At 69.4% G+C, this 20166-nt stretch carries 18 protein-coding genes and 1 pseudogene; 9 read left to right on the top strand and 10 right to left on the bottom strand.

The window, feature by feature from the left end; genetic code table 11:
• Window positions 1-114 precede the first annotated feature (114 nt).
• From HTV45_RS15995 to HTV45_RS15985, 3 genes and pseudogenes are all read left to right on the top strand, one after another.
• A complete protein-coding gene (locus tag HTV45_RS15995; protein ID WP_215206452.1) occupies window positions 115-912 on the top strand; it encodes a Hachiman antiphage defense system protein HamA in 798 nt (265 codons plus the stop codon).
• A complete protein-coding gene (locus HTV45_RS15990; protein WP_215206451.1) occupies window positions 909-4544 on the top strand; it encodes a DEAD/DEAH box helicase in 3636 nt (1211 codons plus the stop codon). The genes HTV45_RS15995 and HTV45_RS15990 overlap by 4 nt, the downstream gene beginning before the upstream one ends.
• A gap of 497 nt (window positions 4545-5041) precedes the next feature.
• A pseudogene (locus HTV45_RS15985) lies at window positions 5042-5464 on the top strand (hypothetical protein); the annotation flags it as partial.
• Between the two features lie 323 nt (window positions 5465-5787).
• On the opposite strand, the gene HTV45_RS15980 reads toward HTV45_RS15985, so the two are convergent.
• From HTV45_RS15980 to HTV45_RS15950, 7 genes are all read right to left on the bottom strand, one after another.
• The gene (locus HTV45_RS15980; protein WP_215206450.1) at window positions 5788-5940 is read right to left on the bottom strand and encodes a hypothetical protein; all 153 of its coding nucleotides are present in this window, start codon (window positions 5938-5940) and stop codon (window positions 5788-5790) included.
• Between the two features lie 144 nt (window positions 5941-6084).
• Complete coding sequence (locus tag HTV45_RS15975; protein ID WP_215206449.1) at window positions 6085-6492, bottom strand: DUF6278 family protein; 408 nt, start codon at window positions 6490-6492, stop codon at window positions 6085-6087.
• Window positions 6493-6575: 83 nt separating this feature from the next.
• Complete coding sequence (locus HTV45_RS15970) at window positions 6576-7355, bottom strand: exodeoxyribonuclease III (protein ID WP_215206448.1); 780 nt, start codon at window positions 7353-7355, stop codon at window positions 6576-6578.
• A gap of 87 nt (window positions 7356-7442) precedes the next feature.
• Window positions 7443-8078 carry an MBL fold metallo-hydrolase gene (locus tag HTV45_RS15965; protein WP_215206447.1) on the bottom strand — a complete coding sequence of 212 codons (636 nt, stop codon included), beginning with the start codon at window positions 8076-8078 and terminating at the stop codon, window positions 7443-7445.
• Between the two features lie 47 nt (window positions 8079-8125).
• A complete protein-coding gene (pcaC, locus tag HTV45_RS15960) occupies window positions 8126-9433 on the bottom strand; it encodes a 4-carboxymuconolactone decarboxylase (RefSeq protein ID WP_215206446.1) in 1308 nt (435 codons plus the stop codon).
• 29 nt (window positions 9434-9462) lie between these two features.
• On the bottom strand, window positions 9463-9675 hold the full coding sequence (locus tag HTV45_RS15955) for a hypothetical protein (protein WP_368860842.1): 213 nt from the start codon (window positions 9673-9675) through the stop codon (window positions 9463-9465).
• 537 nt (window positions 9676-10212) lie between these two features.
• Complete coding sequence (locus HTV45_RS15950) at window positions 10213-11307, bottom strand: 3-oxoacyl-ACP synthase III family protein (protein WP_215206445.1); 1095 nt, start codon at window positions 11305-11307, stop codon at window positions 10213-10215.
• 487 nt (window positions 11308-11794) lie between these two features.
• Between HTV45_RS15950 and HTV45_RS15945 the strand changes: the two genes are divergently transcribed.
• Window positions 11795-13120 carry an acyltransferase domain-containing protein gene (locus HTV45_RS15945; RefSeq protein WP_215206444.1) on the top strand — a complete coding sequence of 442 codons (1326 nt, stop codon included), beginning with the start codon at window positions 11795-11797 and terminating at the stop codon, window positions 13118-13120.
• A 127-nt stretch (window positions 13121-13247) separates the two neighbouring features.
• Here HTV45_RS15945 and msrA read toward each other — a convergent pair whose 3' ends face one another.
• Both msrA and HTV45_RS15935 read right to left on the bottom strand, forming a co-directional pair.
• Entirely contained in the window at window positions 13248-13784 is a 537-nt protein-coding gene (msrA, locus tag HTV45_RS15940) for a peptide-methionine (S)-S-oxide reductase MsrA (protein WP_215206443.1), read from the bottom strand.
• 262 nt (window positions 13785-14046) lie between these two features.
• Complete coding sequence (locus tag HTV45_RS15935) at window positions 14047-14247, bottom strand: hypothetical protein (protein ID WP_215206442.1); 201 nt, start codon at window positions 14245-14247, stop codon at window positions 14047-14049.
• A 188-nt stretch (window positions 14248-14435) separates the two neighbouring features.
• Between HTV45_RS15935 and HTV45_RS15930 the strand changes: the two genes are divergently transcribed.
• Complete coding sequence (locus HTV45_RS15930; RefSeq protein ID WP_215206441.1) at window positions 14436-15119, top strand: TetR/AcrR family transcriptional regulator; 684 nt, start codon at window positions 14436-14438, stop codon at window positions 15117-15119.
• A 332-nt stretch (window positions 15120-15451) separates the two neighbouring features.
• On the opposite strand, the gene HTV45_RS15925 is transcribed toward HTV45_RS15930, so the two are convergent.
• Entirely contained in the window at window positions 15452-15739 is a 288-nt protein-coding gene (locus HTV45_RS15925) for a hypothetical protein (protein ID WP_215206440.1), read from the bottom strand.
• A gap of 336 nt (window positions 15740-16075) precedes the next feature.
• Between HTV45_RS15925 and HTV45_RS15920 the strand changes: the two genes are divergently transcribed.
• The 4 genes from HTV45_RS15920 to HTV45_RS15905 form a co-directional block, all read left to right on the top strand.
• Window positions 16076-16840, top strand: coding sequence for a thioesterase II family protein (locus tag HTV45_RS15920; protein WP_215206439.1), 765 nt, complete (start codon window positions 16076-16078; stop codon window positions 16838-16840).
• Window positions 16841-17024: 184 nt separating this feature from the next.
• Entirely contained in the window at window positions 17025-17183 is a 159-nt protein-coding gene (locus HTV45_RS15915; protein ID WP_215206438.1) for a hypothetical protein, read from the top strand.
• Between the two features lie 259 nt (window positions 17184-17442).
• Complete coding sequence (locus tag HTV45_RS15910; protein ID WP_215206437.1) at window positions 17443-18633, top strand: CdaR family transcriptional regulator; 1191 nt, start codon at window positions 17443-17445, stop codon at window positions 18631-18633.
• Window positions 18630-20166: beta-ketoacyl synthase N-terminal-like domain-containing protein (locus HTV45_RS15905; RefSeq protein ID WP_215206436.1), on the top strand; the 1537-nt coding region annotated here is incomplete at its 3' end. The genes HTV45_RS15910 and HTV45_RS15905, both read left to right, overlap by 4 nt.

Below are 20166 nucleotides of genomic sequence, written 5' to 3'. Positions count from 1 at the left end.
GGGTCGAGGCAGGCATCGGGCTTCTGCTTCCGGCTGCGCATAAGCGGGTCTCGTGCTCGGGTGGCATACGTGACAATGAGGACGGAGGGAGAACCAGCGAGTTCGGGGGTGCGTATGTTCGGCAAGTGGCTGGAGCAGGAGCCGGTGGAGCAGCTGGAGAGCGAGCTGCACTATGAGGCCCTCGTCGAGTCCGGAGAGCTCGATGACGAGGAGCTGGTGGACCAGCTCGGCCGCGATGTGGCCCGCAACTACCTCAATCCGAGTGAACTCGCACTCGTGTTCGACGATCTGGGGTCCCCGGAGGTCGCGGATTATCTGCGCGCCAACAAGTTCCCGGCCGACATCAAGGTCCGTCACGGCGACTTCGGCGAGATCGTCACCGCCGGCCTATACCGGAGGGTGCGCCGCTGGTGTGTGCCGATCCTGAAGCTGCGCTACAAGCAGACCCCGAACCAAGCCGTGCAGGGCACGGACGTGCTGGCCTTCCGCTTCCGCCAGACGCCGCCAGTGATCGCTGTGCCCGAGGTCAAGACCCGCGCCACGCGCAAACGTGCCCTGGGAACAGAGGCGCACGACAGTCTGGAGAAGGTCCTCGGTCGCCTTGACGAGAGCCTCCACTTCGCCCTGGTCCGCTGCGCCGAGCGTGACCACCAGTTCCTCGTCCGGCACCTCGCAGCGCTGCTGCGGCGCCCCGAGGAGCGGGTGGTGGAGCGGCACATGGTCTTCGTCCATGAAGCCCTCGTCTGGAAAGACGACGTCGTAGCCCTCCTGGCCGACGTGGTGACCCAGCGCACCGAGCTGACGGTCGTCAAGATCAGCGGGTTGCAGGACTTTGTGGCACGCGTCTACCGGGCCGCCGAAACCGGCGCCGGACCCCGCCGTACCGAGACCAACAGGGGCACCGCGGCGTGAAGGACTACAACGGCACCATCCACCGGCTCGGCGAGGAAGTCCTCACCAACGGCGAAGCCGCCCCCGGCCTGCGAGCCCAGCTGCGCTCGCACGTCCTGGGCGATCAGATCAGCCTTGAAGGCGCCCCCGTCGCCTACACCTACGACCTCGACGGCATACGCAACGGCCTGGCCCTCGCCCGGTTGGGCCAGCTCACCCGCACCCCGCGCGAACGCCGAGCCGATCCCGGCCCGCTGACCGAGATCGCCGAGGCGTACGCCGACCTTGCCGACCGATACGAGATCGCGCACCCCCGGCGCGTGGAGCTGCTGGCGATCGCCGCGACGATGTGGAGCCTGGCCGGCTACCAGGCCAACGCCGCCACCCTCGCCGCCGCCTTCACCCACGAGGCACGCTCTCTATTCGCCCGCGGCGAGAACGAGGTCTTCGAGACGCCCACCACGGCCGCCCCGTTCCGGATCGCCGAACTGACCGGAGCCGTCCTTCGCCGTGACCTCGACGAGGTCTCACGCCTGGGCCAGCAGACTGCCGACGACCTTCCCACCCTAGGGCGGCGGCTCCTCGGGGAAACCGCCGAGGGACAGGCCGACGTGGCGGACGCCGCCGTGCTCGCCGCCTACGGGCTCACCGGACGCGCCGCGCGCAACCTCGCCATCCTTTGGCGTACCGGCAACCGGGACGCCGGCCGGGCCGCCGTCGCTGGTCTGCGCAAGGCATCCTCCATCCTGCTGGATGCCTCGGTGGCCGACACCTGGACCCTGATCGACTCCCTCGCCCACGTCACCGAGGACATTGTCGCCACCTCACCCTGGCTGCTGCTGCGCCGCGCGGCCACCTGGGGTCGCCTGTGGGAGCGCTACCTCAAGGCTCTGATCGTTGCCGAGCGGCCCGTCATCCAGGTGTGGCCTTCTCAACGCGCCGCCCTGGACGCCGGCCTGCTCGACGCCGCAGCGCGGAACATGGCGGTGACTATGCCCACCTCGGCGGGCAAGACCCACATCGCCGAGTGGGCCATCCTGCACGCTCTGGCCCCTCGGCCCGGCGACGAGAACCGCTGGTGGCTCGTCTCCCGACTCGCCGTCTACGTCGTCCCCACCCGTGCTCTCGCCGCACAAGTCGAGCGGCACCTGGCCGAGAGCCTCGAACTGCTCGGCTTGAGGGTCTCCTCCCTCTTCGGCGGCGCCGAACACGTCCGCTACGAGATACAGCTCCTGGACTTCACCGACGTCCTCGTCGTCACCAGCGAAAAGCTCGACCTGCTGCTGCGCAACATGCCCGAACTGGCGGCACGCCTCGCTCTGGTCCTGGTCGATGAGAGTCACGCCATCGATCGCTCCGAACGCGGACTGCGCCTGGAGATGCTGCTGACCCGTATCCGCCGCACCGCCCCGGACTCCCGTCTCCTGCTGCTCTCAGCGGTCCTGCCCAACGGCGAGGACCTAGCCCGATGGCTCGACCCCGACGCGGATGCCACCAACCTCGCAAAGATCAACTGGTCACCCTCCCGGCTGAGGGTGGGGGTCTTCTCCTGGCGCGGCCGCAACGCCGACGGACAACAAGGCGCCATCGACTACGGCAACGGCAGCAACGGCGAGTTCTTCCTCCCTCGCGTCCTGACCCGGTACAAAAAGCGTGTCAACCTCTTCCCCAGCGCGCCCAAGGACGTCGCCGCGGCCCTCGCGCTGCACTTCGACCGGCTCGGCCCCGTCCTCATTGCGCAGCCCACCAAGGTCAAGGCCCGGGCCGCCGCCAAGGCTCTGGGCGAGGCCCTGAAGAAACAGGGCGCACCCAAACTCGGCACCGCGGACGGTTCTTTCAGCGCCGAGGTCGCCCGCCGGCGCCTCGAAGCATCCGCCGAGATCGGCCGGCACATCGGAAACAGCCACGAGCTGGCCCTCATGGTCCTCGGCGGATATGCCTACCACCACTCCGAAGTCCCCCAAGCCGTCCGCACCTGCCTCGAGCGGGCCTACCGCAACGGCGCGCTGCGGGTCCTGTGCGCGACCAGCACCCTGTCCCAGGGCATGAACCTGCCCACCAAGACGGTCCTCGTCCCCGACACCTGGCGCGGCCAGGGCGAGCGGGTCAGTGTCCGCGACTTCTGGAACACCGCCGGGCGGGCCGGCCGCGCCGGCCAGGAGACCGAAGGCCACGTCGTCCTGATCGCCAAGGACTCCAGTGCCGCCCAGGAACTACGCCGCCGCTATCTGGACAGGGACAAGATCGAACCGGTCGTCTCCACGCTCGGCTGGCTCTACTACGAGCTGGTCACCGCACGTCTCGGCCGTCGGCCCGGCGGCGGCGAGGATCTCACGGCCCTGGACCTGAACGACCCTGCCGGCGGGAAACTGGCCGAGTGGGCCGAGGGACTGGACATCCAGCTCCTGGCCCTGCTCGCCGAGGAGGTTGTCGAAACGCCCGACCAGCAGTTCCTCGAGCAGGCTGCCGAGGCACTCCTCGGTGACACCCTCGGCGGACACCAACTCGGGGCCCAGGATTGGTCACTGGCCCCGCTGGCACGTTTCTCCGCCCGCCGCGTGGCTGCCATCGCTCACCGTCTGCCCGACCGACTCGCCCGCGCCGCGATCGTCCGCTCCGGCCTCAGCGTGCAGGGCGGGATCGACGCGCTCGCCGCCGCCGAGCAGATCCAGACCGTCCTCGACGTACGCCCCGAACTGCTCACCGTCGAGCTCTGGCCCGCCTTGCAGCGCCTCATCCTGTCCCTCGCCACGGACGTGTACGAAGTCCAGCGCGGCATCCGACAGAAGAAGGTCGCCGGCCCCGCGCTCATATCGCTGGCCACCGACTGGATCGCCGGTCTCCCAGCAGCCGACCTCCACCAGAGGCATCACGGGGACCTGCTCACTCCCGACATCACCGCGACAACCAGCGCGATCGACAAGATCATCGTCCAGGACCTCGCCTGGGTCGTCTCCGCGCTCCTCCAACTCCTTGAACTCCGGCGCGGCGTTCCCGCCGAGGGCCACATGGCCGCACTCCCCGCCATGATCAAATACGGGGTGGGCAGCCCCGCCGCCTGCTACGCCTCGAGCATCGGCATCCGCGACCGCGCCACCGCAACCAACCTCGCCGCGAACTGCCCCTACCCGGAGCCGACCTTCCGACAGTTCCTCGACTGGCTCAGCCAGCTCACCACCGACGAGATCACCACGCTCACCGACCCGGACACCGCCCGCCTCCTAATCCGCAGCACCGAACGTCGAAGCCCCCGCGCCACCCAGGCCGCGATTCTGAGCGGCGCCGGGACCTTCACCTGCCCCCTGCGCGGTGTCCGCCACAGCGGCAACGACGCAACCCTCGCACAGCTGCCGGCTGGCGCTCCCCTCGACCTCGTTCGCGACCCCGGCAACGAGGCCGACCCGAACGCCATCCAGGTTCAGCACCAGGGTGTCTTCCTCGGATGGGTCGCCCGGGAGATCGCTCGCCCGCTCGCCCTCGCTCTCGACCAGGACCCCGCCCCCCGTATCTACACGCAGCTCGCCACCGACGCGCGCTCGATCGCACAACAGAGCGGAGCCGACCAGCTACACGTCCACAACGCAGTCACCCTGACCATCATGCTCGCCCCAAGATGGCCGTCCGGCCACCCGCGTAAGTTCGGGTCTGAGTGAAGACGAGTGCGGCAGCACTTGACTGCATGCGTGAAACCCCCTGCGTCGGGCCTCCGTCCCGCGTAGCCGTCGCAAGACCGGAGTGCACGCGTCTGCACAACTCATACAAGGCGCAAAGATCATCCGCTGACGCTGGGGTCTCCTGGGACTTTTCTGGGACTTTCGGCTGCATCAACAGGCAAGAGCGTGAAACAACCGAAAGGCCATTCCCGCAGGTCAGCACCCCCTGACCACCCATCGCCGCAGGTCACAAAGCTGGCTAGTCTCTTCCGGGACAAGTGACGAGACCCGACATGAACGAGACTCCCTCCCTCGACACCCACCCCACTCACCCCAGCGCCGTGCAGGCCGTACACCTGCCGAACCCCAGCTACCGGCCCCCGTGGCTCCTGCATTCTCCCTGCGAAGGCCGTCGCCGCAACGAGGGCCTTTCGTATGCGCAGGTCAAGCGCCTGTCATGAAGGTGAGTTCAAGGTGGGACTCTTGGAATGCGTCCGAACCGGCGGATGGTGGCCCATATGGCGGCCATGCTGCCGGGGGTGCGGGTCAATGTCGACCCGGAGCCGGGACCGGACCGGGGCGCGTTCCAGATCGGCTCCGAGCGCTACCGCATGGACCCGGGCATCACCGAGTACGTTCTGCTGGCCCGGCTGACCGCGGGCGAACGGCACGAGACACGGCCGGTGTTCCTCTTCTGCGGCCAGCGCGCGATCACCAACCAGGCGGCGACCCGCTATCTCGCCCGCCACCACGAGCGGCTGGCCCGCAAGCACGGGTCGAACTCCTTCGTCCTGCTGCTGAAGGTGATCAACTCCCAGGCCTACGGCCCCGATGTGGTCGAACTGGTCGGGGACGTGACCAAGTCGGCGCAGACTCCGCTGCCCGCTCCCGCCCCGCGCAAGACCCACCGGGCGGAGTGAACCCGGCCGGCGTTCCCGTTCGCCCTCGCACGGACCCTCACACCTGCCCTCGGCCCGGAACGTCCACCGGCTCTCCCCGTCCGGCGCGCAGCTGACCTTCTCCTCGTCGGCGGACGGACCGTCGTACTGTCGGTTCGCCGCGCGAGCAGTGATCTCCGGCTGCCGCCGGACGGGACTGGCCGATGTGACCGCCGCCCCCGCGGGCGAGCTCCGCGGTGGGCCCCTCCCGGCGGCGGCGTCCGCGCTCCTGCCGCGAAGTCCCCTCTCCCACCGGGACGGAGGGAACATCGTAGTCGAGGTCCGGACGAACGAGCCCGTCGGCGTCACCCGCTCAGTGCGGGGGATTCTTCGTCGGCATCGGCGCGTGGCAGCCGGGCCGGCGCGCCGCCCATGGTCAGGGCGATGTTCCTCAGCGCCTCCCGGTCCCCGAAGTACGCAGCGCCTTCTCGCGGTTCGTCCAGCGGTTCGACGGTCATACCCACCCTTGTCCGTTCTCAGCCGTGCGGTGGTCGCCGCAACGTATCCAGGCGGGATCACCGGACGCACGCGACACGCACTTTCCGGGCATTAGCCGTATTTACACCGGGTGGTGGGGAGGGGCGAGGCGGCCGGTCCGGGATTCACGCCTCCGCGACCTCCGCGTACAACTGGGAGAGCTCGGGCGCCCCGCTGGCCGCCCACTCGTGTCCCGAGTCCACGACGTCGAACTCCCGGCCGGATGCAAGCCGTACGACCGGCTGCCCGTCGGAGCGGATCTCCCACGCGGCTCCCGCGACGGTACGCACGATGACGGTGCCCAGATACAGTCCCGCGTCGTTGCCCAGCCAGTCCGACGCCTCCTCGTCGTCCCGCCAGCCCGGTACCAGCTGGTCCAGTGCCGCCAACGAGGCCGGGGAGTCGTCGAGTCGGACCCCCGCCCGGTACGCCTGGGAGCGCAACAGTTCACACTCGGCCAGGAGTTCGGCGATGCCCTCGGGGTCGGGCAGCCGGCCCTTGCGGCGTCGGCTGCCCAGGAAAGGGATCTTCATACCGACAGCCTGTCATTCGTATCGCCCCGGGCACCACAGGCGCGCGGGGGTCGGCCGACGGCCGGCGGCACCCCGACGGACGTCTACACGTCGAGGTCCACCACGACCGGAGCGTGGTCCGAGGCGCCCTTGCCCTTGCGCTCCTCGCGGTCGACGTAGGAGTCCTCGACCGCCTTCGCGAACGGCGCGTTGCCGTACACCAGGTCGATGCGCATCCCCCGGTTCTTGGGGAAGCACAGCTGGCGGTAGTCCCAGTACGTGAACGGGTGCTCGTACTTGAGCGGACGCGGGACGATGTCCGACAGGCCGGCCTCGCGCAGGGAGGCGAGAGCGGCACGCTCGGCGGGGGTGACGTGGGTGGAGCCCTCGAAGGCGGCCCGGTCGTACACGTCGTCGTCGGTCGGTGCCACGTTGTAGTCGCCCAGCACCGCGAACGGGCGGCCGCCCGCCGCGTCACCGGCCACGGCGGCCTTCAGCGCCTCGAACCACTGGAGTTTGTAGGCGAAGTGCGGGTGGTCGACCTCCCGCCCGTTCGGCACGTACACCGACCAGACGCGGACCGGGCCACAGGTCGCGGAGATGGCGCGGGGCTCCACCGAACCGTCGTAGCCGGGATCGCCCGGCAGACCCTTGACGACGTCCGCCAGGCCGGCTTTCGAGAGCACCGCCACACCGTTCCACCGGCCGGTCGCGTGCACCGCCGACTCGTAGCCCAGTTCGCGCAGCTCCTCCACCGGGAACTTCTCCTCGGCGACCTTGGCCTCCTGGAGGCACAGCACGTCCGTGCCGCTGCTCTCCAGCCAGGCCAGGAGCCTCGGCAGGCGGGCGGTGATCGAGTTCACGTTCCAGGTCGCGATGCGCATGTCCCACAACCTACCCGCAGGGTCCGACAACGCCTTCCCGCGGCCCGTCGCCCTCCTCCCGCGGCCCACCGGCGCGCCCCGCCGGCCTCACAGCTCGGCCGCGCCGCCGGGTGCGAGCCGCAGGTGTTCCGCGCCGCCGAGGGCGCCGATCTGGCGGTCGTAGACCGGCCGGGCCAGGTCGGTGAGCAGGGCGTCGTGGATGTCGTAGGCGCGCCGCGGACGCACCTCGCGGAGGTAGTCGATGACCTCGGAGATCTTGTTCCAGGGCGCCATGACCGGCAGCATCAGCGTCTCGACCGGGTGATCGGGGACGGTGAGCGCGTCGCCGGGGTGGAAGAGCTTTCCGCCGTCGACGAGGTAGCCGACGTTGGTGACGCGCGGGATGTCCGGGTGGATCACCGCGTGCAGCTCGCCGTGGACCTGGATGTCGAAACCGGCCGCCGTGAAGGCGTCGCCGTGGCCGACGGTGTGCACGCGGCCCGGGAAGGCGGCCGAGATCCGGTCCGCGACGGACTTCAGCGTCCAGATCCCGGCCGCCGGATTCGCTTCCATCGCCGCGCGCAGCCGGCCCTCGTCGAAGTGGTCGGGGTGCTCGTGCGTGACCAGGACGGCGTCCGCGCCGAGGGCGGCGTCCTCCTCGCTGAACCCGCCGGGGTCCAGGACGAGGACATGACCGTTCTTCTCCAGCCGGACGCAGGAGTGCGACTTCTTCGTGAGCTTCATGGTTCCATCGTGCCCCCGCGTACACGCCCGCGCGGAGCGCTCCCGGCTCACTCCTGGGGTGTGGTCTCCTCGCGGACGACCTGCTGCGCCACCCGGAAGGCCCGGTTCGCCGCCGGAACGCCGCAGTAGACGGCCGTCTGGAGCAGCACCTCCTTGATCTCGGCCGGCGTGAGCCCGTTGCGCAGCGCCGCCCGGATGTGAACGGGCAGCTCCTCCACATGGCCGCCGGCGACGAGGGCGGTCAGCGCGACACAGCTGCGGGTGCGCCGGTCGAGCCCGGGCCGGTCCCAGACCTCGCCCCAGGCATACCGGGTGAGCAGCTCCTGGAAGTCGCCGGAGAACTCGTCGGTCCCCGCCAGGACCCGGTCGACGTGCGCGTCGCCCAGCACGTCCCGGCGGACCTTGAGCCCGGTGTCGTAGGGATCGGCCCGGCCCCCCGGCGTCTGCTGCTGCACCGGGGCCGGGGCGATCTCGGCCATGGGGGCGGACGGCGCCGGGGTGGCGACGGGGGCCGGCCGGCCCTCCAGGGCCGCCGCGGGCAGCGCGGTGTGGCCGGTGGCGGAGTCGAAGGCGGGCTGCCAGGCGGTGGAGAAGTGCCGTACCAGCAGGTCGGTGACGGCGGCCGGCTGCTCGACGGGCACCAGGTGGGAGGCGCCGGGCACGACGGCGAGCCGGGCGTCCGGGACACCGGCGACCAGGGTGCGGGCCTCGGCGGGGCCGGTGACCTGGTCGTCGGAGCCGACCAGCACCAGGGTCGGCACACCGACGCTGCCCAGTTCGGCGCGCACGTCGAACGAGGCGAGTGCCTCACAGGCGGCGATGTAGCACCCGGGGTCGGTGGTGCGCACCATCTGCACGGCCCACTCGGTGATCGCCGGCTGGGCGGCGGCGAATCCGCCGGTGAACCAGCGCTCGGGCGCGGAGCGGGCCACGGGATCGAGCCCGTTCGTCCGTACGACCACCCCGCGCCGGCGGAACTCGTCCGCCGTGCCGAAGCGGGGCGAGGCGGCGATCACCGCGAGCGACGCGAGCCGCTCGGGACGGCGCAGCGCCAGCTCGATGCCGACGGCGCCGCCGAGCGCGCAGCCCGCGTACCCGAAGCGCTGCACCCCGAGACCGTCGAGGGTGGCGAGCAGCCGCGCGGTGAGATCGGCGACCGAGCCCGCGGGATGCGCGGGGGCGCCCCCGTGTCCCGGCATGTCGAACCGGAACACACGCCACTGCTTCATCAGTTCGGGCACCTGCCGGTCCCACATGTGCCATGTGGTACCGAGGGACGGCCCCAAGATCAGGACCGGGGCGTCTTCTGGCCCGTCAAAGCGGTATTGCAGCGTACTGATCTTGGTCTCGCTCACGGGTTCACACCTTCGTCTGTCACGATCTGTCACACGCCCCCTGCGAGACCTCCCCATGCCTCCGCCGCTGGAAGCAGGTCCGCCACGTCCGGCTTCACGTACCACTTCTTCGTTGTCTTCACGTTGGTGTGCCCGGCCCGCATGGCGAGCAGGTGATCCGGCACTCCGTTGTTCGCCAGGAAGGTCAAGCACAACGCCCGAGCATCGTACAGACGGAGCCTGCGAAGGCCGTTCTCGTCCATGACCTTGCAGGCCCGCACCCGGAGCTGCCGACCGTTCAGCGGGGCCCCAGTTCGTCCACGACCTTCGCCCGCTGCGCCGTGAACGCCTTCAGCGCCTCACGCACGAGCCCCGGGAGCGGCGGCACGCGTTCGCCCGCCATGCTCTTGGTGTCCTTCTCCACCACCGTGCGGTCGCGCCCCGGTCAGCTCTCCGGATGGCTGACTACGCAGGTGTCCTCGGCGGGCAGGTGTCGCAGCGGCACGGGAGGGCGGGGGCTTCATCTCACTCACCGCTCCACGCCGGCTTCCGCACCTACGGACACGGCAACGGACCGGACGTGTCCACGCGCCCCGCACGTGACCGCCGCATGTCGGGGAGCGGGTCGTGGGCAGGTCGCACGGTCCGGGCCGGGCTGCCCACGACGGCGTCGGCAGCGGATCCTGCCGGCCCGTGTTCCTTCCCGGCCCTGGCGTCGGGGGGCCTCCTTCCCCGTCATGGCCTCCGGGCGACGCGGACTGCGGCATCGGGTGCGGCGGCGACTGCTTCCCTGCGGCCGGTCACCACCGCAGCAGCATGAGCCCTGTGCTCATGCCCCCGCCGAAGCCGGCGAGCAGGACGAGATCGCCCTGGGCGATCTCCCCGCGCGTGGCGGCCAGTGTCACCGGGAGGGACGCCGCACCGGTGTTGCCGTAGCGGTCCAGCGTACGGTGGACGACGGCACGGGACAGATCCAGCTCGGGCAGCAGTTCGTCGATCATCCGGCCGTTCGCCTGGTGCGGGATGAAGTGGCGTACCGCCGCCTGCCCGACCCCGGCGTTCGCCAGCAGGCGGTGCACCTCGCCCGGCAGCCTGTCCCTGACGAACATCCGCACTCCGTAGCCGTTCATGGTGAAGTAGTGCAGTCCTTCTTGGAGGGACTCCTTGGACGCGGGGATGCGGCTGCCTCCCGCCGGCACCTTGATCAGGTCGTGCTGGTCGCCATGGCTGGTCAGTTGTGTGGCGATGACCCCCCGGCCCTCCGGCACGGGACCGATGACCACCGCTCCGGCGCCGTCACCGAACAGGGAAACGGTGCGCCGGTCGGCCGGGTCTATGATCCGGGAGTAGAGGTCCACGCCCACGACCAGCGCGAACTCTCCGGGCGGCACCATGCGGCAGGCCGCCTCCACCGCGTAGACGAAGCCGCTGCAGACGGCGTTGACGTCGAAGGCCGCGGCGTGCAGCGCTCCGATCCTGTCCTGCAGCAGACATGCTGTCGGCGGCTGGGGCGAGTCGGGTGTGGAGGTGGCCACGATGATCAGGGAGAGCTGGTCGGCCCGCAGGCCGGCGTCCTCCAGCGCGTCGTGTGCGGCCTGTTCCGCGAGATCGGACGCGGCCTGGTCCGGATGCGCGTACCGCCGGGCGAGAATACCGGTCCTGGCCGCTATCCATTCCCCGGTCACTCCGGCCGAGGCGCCGGCCTCTTCATTGTCGACCACCCGTTCGGGCAAGTACGCACCGCAGCCCAGAATTCCATTGGCCGCTGTTCCACGGCTCGCGTCCCGGTAGAAGAGGGGCGTCGACGTCGCGCTCGGAGCCACCTCGTCCGAGGGATCGCCCACCGCCCAGGATGCGAGGGCGCACCCGCACCGGCAGTCATCTCGGTGATTCATCCCATCTCCTTGCCGTCGTCGTTGTCACCACGGTCTTGACGACCATGAGCGAGTACAGGTTCTCGTCGATGATTCCCATGTGCGGACCCGCGCTCGTGCGACGAGTTCGAAGGGCCCACGGGCGTTCGCCGGCTGGGGTATTCAGCGGGATCTGGTGATTTCACGCCCGGCGGCAGAAGATGCCGTGACTGCGATATTGCCGACGTCAGGGCACGGCGGTCCCGGTGGAGCATTGATGGACGCGACTGACGAGAACGCAGGGATGGTAACTCGTCACGGCACGGCACGGCAGGGACCGACAACGAGTAACCTCCCTGTCGCAAACGGAGATGACTGGGGATGAGCAGTTTTACACGATTCGACCGCGGCCGGTAATTATCCGGTAACCGCGTTCTGCGAGTTGGATTACCGCGCGGTGGGCGGAGCGACTTGAAGCCGGGATATTGTGCGCTCGCAGTCGACTCATTGGCAGTGATGAGGAGTTCTCGTGACCGATCCGGCCACACAAGACATTCACGTCGGTGCTGCACCCGGCACGGTGCCGTGGGTGCTGTCCGGGCGGAGCGAGGCGGGCCTGCGCAGCCAGGCCGCCCGTCTGCTGGCCCGGCTCGAGTCCGACTCGGCGCGCGACGTCCTGGACGACGTGGCCGAGGTGGGTCGATCGCTGGTGGCGGCCGGCGCGGCCAACGCGTGCCGGGCCGTGGTGCTGGGACGCGACCGTGCGGAACTGGTCGCCGGGGTACGCGCGCTCGCCGAGGGACGGGCCGCGCCGAACGTGATCGGCGGACGGGCGCCGCGACAGGCGCGGACGGCGGACACCCGGCCGGTGTTCGTGTTCCCGGGACAGGGCACCCAGTGGGTCGGCATGGCGGTGGAACTGCTGGAGACCTCGCCCGTGTTCGCCAGGTCGGTGCAGGACTGCGAGCGAGCGTTGTCGCCCCACGTGAACTGGTCCCTTCAGGACGTGCTGCGGGGTGTGCCCGGGACTCCGCCGCTGGACCGCGTGGACGTCGTGCAGCCGGTGCTGTTCTCGATGATGCTGTCACTGGCCCGGCTGTGGCGCTCCTTCGGCGTCGAACCGGGAGCGGTGGTCGGCCATTCGCAGGGCGAGATCGTGGCCGCGCATGTCGTCGGCGCGTTGTCGCTGGAGGACGCGGCACGGATCGTCGCGCTGCGCAGCCAGGCCCTGATGAAAATCTCTGGCCGCGGCGAGATGCTGACCGTGCTGGCCCCCAACGACCAGGTGCGGACCATGCTGGCCGACTGGGACGGAGTCCTGTCGGTGGCCGCGGTGAACGGGCCGGCCACCATCACGGTGTCGGGTGACACGGCCGCGATGGCCGAGTTCGGTGCGGCGCTGTCCGCGGCCCGGATGATGCGCTGGCGGCTGCCGGGCGTGGACTTCGCCGCGCACTCGGCGCACGTCGAGGACCTGCGGGACACCCTGCTCGACCTGGCGGCCGGAGCCACACCGGTACGGAGCGACGTGCCGTTCTGCTCGACGGTCACCGGACAGCGCATCGAGACCGACGCACTGGACGCGGAGTACTGGTACCGGAACCTGCGCCAGACGGTCAGGTTCGACGACGCCGTCCGTTCGCTGGCCGAGGACGGACACACGATCTTCGTGGAGTGCAGCGCGCAACCGGTGCTCACGGTCGGCATGCAGGACATCGTCGACGGACTCGGCAGTTCGGCCGTACTGATGGGGACCCTGCGCAACGAAGACGGTGGAATGGGCCGGTTCCTGGCCGCGCTGGCGGAATCCTACGTGCACGGGGTCGCAGTGGACTGGACGGCCGCGTTCGGGTAAGGGTCCCTCGCCTCCCGTACCGTGACGGCCCGCCAGGACAACGGGCGGGCCGTCACGGACATCCGAGGTCCACCCCTGCGAACGTCTGGGCCGCTGTCACCACCGGCCGGCCGGACAGGACGGTCCCTCAGTCGACTTCCAGTCCCAGTGTGCGCAGCTTCGGTTCGATGACCGCCCGGCAGTACGGCTCGAAACGATTCCTGTTGTAGAAGTCCTGCTGATCGACGTCCGCCGTGATGAACTGCTGGTACGGTCGCAGATCGGTCACGATCTCGTTGTCGAGTTTCTGCTGCACCAGATCCATCACCTTCTCCGCGGCCGCGCGCTGGTACTCGTCGGCGTAGAAGATCGTCGAATGGTAGATGGAGCCGCGATCCGCTCCACTCTGGTTCGGCGTGGTCGGATCATGACTCTGGAAGAACAGGATCAATATTTCTTCGACAGATGTTTCCTCCGGCCGGAATGTCACCTGCACGGCTTCCACGAATTTCTGCGGGTTGAGCCCCCGGCGCTGATAGGCCGCATAGTCCGGCGGGGGTCCGTCGTCCCCCGCGAACCCCGAGACGCTTGACGTGACTCCAGGCGTCCGGCGCATCACCGCATCAAAGGACCAGAAACAGCCAGGGCCGAGCGTCAGAGTCTGAGTCCGAGAACTATTGGCCATTGGTTTTGTCCACCATTCAAAATCCTTCCCAGATCCCTTGTCCGCGATATCAGCTCAATCGTATCAGCGTATGACCTTTCTGGTTCGCCCTCTGCGAGACGAATTATTTCGACGATCCTGATGCGGCCGGGCATGAATGACATACGGACATCGCCGCTCTTCGCCGCCGGGCACGACGGTGGAGTTTCCTTCCGCTGACCACCGGCGAGGAAATGTTCCGCCGGTGGTCAGCGGCCAGAGAAGCGGACCGGGGAACAGGCGATCAGGGGCGGCACTTCGAAGACGCCCCGTCGACCGCCGTCCGGGTGGCGCCGGGAACGACCGCGTTCACCGTGATCCCCCCGGCTCCCGAGTTCGTCACCGGCGTCATGCTCATGGTCTCGACCCTGAACGCGGTCCCGCCTTCCCGTTCGATCTCCTCGACCGTCACCGCCGCGCCACCCTCGTCCCTGCCGAGGCGCACGACCGGCTTCCGCGCCCTCCGCCGCCGGCCGGACCGCGATCGCCCGCCCGATGCCCCTCGACGCTCCGGTCGCCAGGGCCGTCCCGTCGGCCAGGCCACTCACGCCGGCCATCGCAATCCGTTGATCACGCAGAAATGGTAGTCGCTATCAAAGTGGTAGTGACTACCTACACGATAGTGTTTACCACATGACTGACAGGCACTCAACCCTGCGCGCTCAGCGCCGCGTCGAGACGCAGCGCGCGATCCAGGCACACGCCGTACGGCTGTTCACCGAGCACGGATACGACGCCACGACCGTGAACGATGTCGCCGACGCCGCGGGGGTGTCTTCGATGACCGTCTACCGGCACTTCCCGACCAAGGAACACCTCGTGCTCCTCGACCAGCACGGCAGGTTCATCGCCGAGCGCATCGGCGCGTCGCCCGCCGGGCAGTCCCCGGTCGGCCGCATCGGCGGTGCGCTCATCGACTGGGCCGGGACGGTGACCGGCAGCAGCCGGGGTCCCGGGCTGACGACCGAGGCGCAGTTCCTGCTCGCCCTCCTCCGGCTCATGATCGTGACGCCGGCCCTGCGGGCCAAGTACCTGGACAACCACTACGCCCTGCAGAAGGCGATCGTCGGTGCCCTCACCGACGACGGAACCGATCCCGAAACTGTGTTCCACACCGAGGTGGTGGCCAGTGCCTCTCTGGCCGCCATGCACACGGCACTGGTGCGCTGGACCGAGGAGGACGGCCGGACCGAGCTGTCCGACCTGATCGCGAAGGCGCTCGCCGCCGCCTTCGGCGACGACGGCACCGGTGGAGCGGAAGTGAAGGCGCGCCGCTTCCGCGGCTCCGGCGCCGGCCGGCACCAGAGGAGCGGGTAGTCGGCCCTGCCGCCCTCGCGGCGTCCGGCGCCGTACCGGTCCGCCGGACGACAGACAGCACGGCCCCGGACGACGGAGCAGAGAACTGCCGGTGCGTGCCGAGATCAACTGGTTTCCTCCCAGCGGTCGCTCGCGCGCCCGTCCCCGAGGTCAACGGCCGAAGCGCGCTGTCGACCCACCCGTTTCGGCCCGATCGACACCGCCCCCGGCCGCGGGGCCGGGGGTGCGGTTCTCCGGGGGCTTCGGACTTCAACGGGCCGGCCCGCCTCGGGGGTTCATCCGTGCCGTGACGGGTCGACTTCGGTGCCGGCAAAAGTGAACGACCGTCAGGTTTACCTTCTCCCGTGGATGAACCGGGACATCACGCCCACCAATCCCCAACACCCTGATATCGACGCGAAGAAAACCACCGGCTTCCGTGGGATCCCGATCGTCACCTGCTCCTCGGTGAACTTCCGCAGCCGTTCCGGCTTCCCGTCCCGCTTGCCCGCGTCACCGCCGGCCGCCTGCCTTTCGTCGGCCCGGCCTTCCTCCCGCGGACCCGGATCCTGAACAGGAATCTTCCGCGACCGCAGGTGCTTGTGTGAATTACTCTCGTCCGCGACCACGTTCTCGAACACCGAAGCGCCTGCGCGACGTACGATGTTGCCCGGTAGAACTCCGAAAGGGCGGACCCGTCACATCCCGCGATGCGGCGGCGGCCGAGAACAAGGCACCTACGGCCTCACCCCGGAGCCGTCCCGCGGCGATTCGGGTTGACCGAGCGGATACGCGTCGAGCGGCTTCGGGCTCAGGACGAGCGAGTCCGTCGTCGCGACGGAAACGGCCACCAACGGCGAGGATCCCCCGGCAACCCGGAGCCATTACTTTTCTTCGCGCAAGGCGATCGGGGGATGTTGCGACTGCCCGGAACAGCCGTTCCCAATCCTGGTTCACCTACTTCGAGAGGCACCTTCATGAACACCCTCCCCGGCGAATCTCCCTGGCTGCGGAATTTCCGCCCTGCCGCCGACGCCCCCGTCCGCCTCGTCTGCCTGCCCCACGCGGGGGGCTCGGCCACCTTCTACGTCCCCGTCGCCCGCGCGCTGTCACCCGGCGCCGACGTGGTGGCCGTGCAGTATCCAGGTCGCCAGGACCGGCGGCGCGAACCGCTGGTCCCCGACATCGGACTGCTCGCCGACCGGATCGCGGAAACACTCGCGCCGTACGACGACAAACCGCTCGCGCTCTTCGGCCACAGCATGGGCGCGCTGATCGGGTTCGAGGTGGCACGTCGCCTGGAGGCGGCCGGGACACAGCCGGTCCACCTGTTCGTGTCCGGACGGATGGCACCGTCCGTCACCACCAAGGACCGCTGGCACCTCGCCACCGACAGGGAACTCGTCACGGAGGTCACTTCTCTCGGCGGCACGGACGGCGCTCTCCTCGACGACCCCGAGCTGCTCGAGATGATCCTGCCCTCCGTCCGCAGCGACTACCAGGCCGTCGAGACGTACGCGTACGAACCCGGTCCCGCGCTCCGCTGCCCGGTGACCGCCTTCACCGGCGACAGCGATCCCAAGGCGGACGTGGACCGCGTGATGCTCTGGGAAGAGCACACCACCGGGGGTTTCACGGCCACGGTGTTCTCCGGCGGCCATTTCTACCTGCTCCAGCACACCGATGCCGTACTGCGTGAGGTGTCGGCCCGGCTCTCCCTCAGCCCTGCCGCGGCTACTTAGGCACCGACCGGCGGGTCCCAGGCCGGCCGGGACGCCGAACACCGCCGCGGTCCCGGCCCCGGCCCGCCGCGGGTCCGGGCGGGGACCGCCCGCATCCGGCGCCTCCCGCACGGCAGGTGGGTCCGGACTCCTCCACGCTCGTGCGACCCTTCTCCGCACGGGCGTGGAGACGTCCCTTTCTCTGATGATTTTCATCATTTTTTCCGGTCTCGGCGGCACCTTCCGGACCACCCGCGCCCATATCGCTCCGCGCTTCCCGCGACAGGCACCGATGAATGCTGCATACCACGCGGTAATTCCGCCGTCGGGCCGCAATTACCGGACAGTTACCGGCCTCAAGTGAAACCATGCGAAACTGATGACATCCGGTCGCGTCCGCTTCACTATACGGAGGCTACTCGTTGTCAGGCTACCCCATAATAAGGGTCACTATTCCCGCACAAGCAGAGATCACCTCGACGCACTCGCTCCTGCGTCTATTGCACCCCGCCGACGCCTCTGTACTCCAATCGCCCGCAACAAACCCACAACTCGTCGAGGAAGTAATCCTCAGGGCGGGTGCGGGCACCACCGGCTGGGCGATCGAAAGAAGCCGCCTGTTAATGGCCGAGATGGCCGGGGAACCGTTCGTCCGCTTCGACCAGAATTCCTACAGTGAAGCACGGCTGGTCGAAGCGATCGCGCTCTGGATCGCCCTGAGGCTCGGCGGCGTGAAAGAAATCACCGGACTGCTCTCCGCGGAGATCACGAACGCCATACGCGAACGCATCGCGGACAATACGACCGTCGATCTCCTGCTCCGCTACGTCCGGGCAGTGCACGCGAGTTTTACCCGCGAGCTGTTCGAATTCCGCAATACGATGATTCCCGCCGAGGACCAGCCCGCGATGATGCGGACCATTTCGGCCGATCTCTTCGAAGGCATGGAGATTCTCTCCGCCGCGGTGACCGAGAAGTTCACCGCCGAACGCAGCCGCTGGTTCGCCGGTTCCGTGGGCGAGCGCTTCGAACTGGTCTCCGCGATCCTCAAGGACAAGCCGGTCGACACCCTGCAGGCGCTGAACCAGCTGCGGTACGACCTGACGCTCCACCACGTCGCGCTGGTCCTGTGGCAGGACGAGATCACCCCGGACAGCGGCCGCGAACTGGAGACCACGGCGCTGCGCCTGCTGGACCAGGTCGGCTGCTCCTCGATGCTGCTGCTCCCCGCGGGTCCGGGACGGCTGTGGGCCTGGGGCGGCCGCGCCACCGACCGCGCGGCCGAGCTGCGGCGCTCGGACAAACCGGTGGACGTGCCCGCGCACATCCACGTCGCGTCCGGGCTGCCGGGCGACGGCGTGGCCGGCTTCCAGCGCTCGCACGAACAGGCGATCACCGCGGAGCGGGTCAGTCGTCTCACCGAGCCCAGAGCGTCCACACTGTACGACTACGGCGACCTGGAGCTCGTGATACTGCTCGGCAACGACGCGGAGGCCACCGCCGACTTCGTCCGCCGCGAGCTCGGTCCGCTCACCGAGGACACCAGGTCCATGGCTGCCCTGCGGGAGACCGTGCGGTGCCTGCTGGACAACGAACGGGCCGTCGCCGTCACCGCCAAGCACCTGCACATCGCGAAGAACACCGTCGTGTACCGGGTCAAGAAGGCGGAACAACTGCTCGGGCGCTCCTTGCGCGAGGACCGCCTGCGCCTGCATCTCGCGCTGTACCTGGCGGAGCGGCTCGGCTCATCGGTACTGACCACACAAGGTCCCACGGCGGGACCGGAGCACTCGAATCGGGCGGTCTCAAAGTGAGTGGCAACCAGAACAAGGACGAGAAGCTCCTCGACTACCTCAAGTGGGTCACCGCGGACCTGCACAAGGCCCGGGCCCGGGTCGAGGAACTCGAGTCGAGCCGGTCCGAGCCCATCGCCATCGTGGGCATGAGCTGCCGCTACCCCGGAGGCGTGTCGACGCCCGACGAACTGTGGCGCGTGGCCGCCGACGGTGTGGACGCGATCACCGGTTTCCCCCTCGACCGCGACTGGGACGTCGAGGGGATGTACGACCCGGACCCCGACGCGTCCGGCAAGTTCTACGCGCGTGAAGGCGGATTCCTCAGCGACATCAAGGGCTTCGACGCGGCGTTCTTCGGGATCTCGCCGCGCGAGGCCCTGGCGATGGACCCGCAGCAGCGGCTGCTGCTGGAGACCTCGTGGGAGGCCATCGAGGGCGCTCGCATGGATCCGCGCTCGCTGCGGGGCAGTGACACCGGTGTGTTCGTCGGCGTGATGTACACCGGCTACGCCTCCACCGTCAGCGCCACGGCGACGGGCATCGAGGGCTACGCGATGACCGGGATGCTGACCAGCGTCGCGTCCGGCCGGATCTCCTACGCCCTCGGACTGGAGGGTCCCACGGTCAGCATGGACACGGCGTGCTCGGCGTCGCTGGTGTCGGTCCACCACGCCGTGGCGGCCCTGCGGGGCGGCGAGTGCTCGCTGGCGCTGGCCGGCGGGGCGATGGCCATACCGGTGCCGGACTGTTTCGTGGAGTTCTCGCGGCTGCGCGGGCTGTCGCGGGACGGGCGGTGCAAGGCGTTCGCGGCCGCGGCGGACGGGACCGGGTTCTCCGAGGGCGTGGGGATGCTGGTGCTGGCCCGGCTGTCGGTGGCGCAGGAGCGCGGACTGCCGGTACTCGGGGTCATCCGGGGCAGTGCGGTGAACTCCGACGGGGCGTCCAACGGGCTGACCGCGCCCAACGGTCCCTCGCAGCAGCGGGTGATCCGGTCCGCGCTGGCCAACGCGGGCCTGTCCCCGGCCGAGGTGGACGTCATCGACGCGCACGGCACCGGCACCGCGCTGGGCGACCCGATCGAGGCGCAGGCGCTGCTGGCGACGTACGGGCAGTCCCGGCCGGACGATCAGCCGCTGCTGCTGGGGTCGCTGAAGTCGAACATCGGGCATACGCAGGCAGCCGCCGGTGTGGCCGGTGTGATCAAGATGGTCATGGCGATGCGGCACGGTGTGGTGCCCAGGACGCTGCATGTGGACGAGCCGTCGCCGGCGGTGGACTGGTCCGCCGGGGCGGTCGAACTGGTCACCCAGGAGCGGCCGTGGCCGGTGACCGGCCGGCCCCGGCGGGCCGCGGTGTCCTCCTTCGGTGTCAGCGGGACCAACGCCCATGTCGTCCTGGAGCAGGCACCGGCGTCCGTGGCGGCGTCGGAGCCGGGTGCTGAGCAGGCACCGGCGTCCTCCGGTGTGGCCGGTGTGGTTGGTGGGTCGCTTCCGGTGGTGCCGGTGGTGGTGTCGGGGCGTTCGGCGGGGGCGTTGCGGGAGGTGGCGGGCC

This window comes from Streptomyces sp. CHD11, from assembly GCF_018638295.1.
Lineage (GTDB): Bacteria > Actinomycetota > Actinomycetes > Streptomycetales > Streptomycetaceae > Streptomyces.
This window is presented reverse-complemented; position numbering and strand designations above follow the sequence as displayed.

What these genes read in the sequence shown, in the direction of transcription:
- HTV45_RS15970 (WP_215206448.1), bottom strand. Translation starts at nt 7,355, where the DNA reads ATGCGCATCGCGACCTGGAACGTGAACTCGATCACCGCCCGCCTGCCG.
- HTV45_RS15980 (WP_215206450.1), bottom strand. Translation starts at nt 5,940, where the DNA reads ATGACCGTCGAACCGCTGGACGAACCGCGAGAAGGCGCTGCGTACTTC.
- HTV45_RS15965 (WP_215206447.1), bottom strand. Translation starts at nt 8,078, where the DNA reads ATGAAGCTCACGAAGAAGTCGCACTCCTGCGTCCGGCTGGAGAAGAAC.
- HTV45_RS15975 (WP_215206449.1), bottom strand. Translation starts at nt 6,492, where the DNA reads ATGAAGATCCCTTTCCTGGGCAGCCGACGCCGCAAGGGCCGGCTGCCC.
- HTV45_RS15955 (WP_368860842.1), bottom strand. Translation starts at nt 9,675, where the DNA reads ATGGACGAGAACGGCCTTCGCAGGCTCCGTCTGTACGATGCTCGGGCG.
- msrA (WP_215206443.1), bottom strand. Translation starts at nt 13,784, where the DNA reads ATGGCCAATAGTTCTCGGACTCAGACTCTGACGCTCGGCCCTGGCTGT.
- HTV45_RS15910 (WP_215206437.1), top strand. Translation starts at nt 17,443, where the DNA reads ATGGCCGAGATGGCCGGGGAACCGTTCGTCCGCTTCGACCAGAATTCC.
- HTV45_RS15915 (WP_215206438.1), top strand. Translation starts at nt 17,025, where the DNA reads ATGATTTTCATCATTTTTTCCGGTCTCGGCGGCACCTTCCGGACCACC.
- HTV45_RS15920 (WP_215206439.1), top strand. Translation starts at nt 16,076, where the DNA reads ATGAACACCCTCCCCGGCGAATCTCCCTGGCTGCGGAATTTCCGCCCT.
- HTV45_RS15995 (WP_215206452.1), top strand. Translation starts at nt 115, where the DNA reads ATGTTCGGCAAGTGGCTGGAGCAGGAGCCGGTGGAGCAGCTGGAGAGC.
- HTV45_RS15930 (WP_215206441.1), top strand. Translation starts at nt 14,436, where the DNA reads ATGACTGACAGGCACTCAACCCTGCGCGCTCAGCGCCGCGTCGAGACG.
- HTV45_RS15950 (WP_215206445.1), bottom strand. Translation starts at nt 11,307, where the DNA reads ATGAATCACCGAGATGACTGCCGGTGCGGGTGCGCCCTCGCATCCTGG.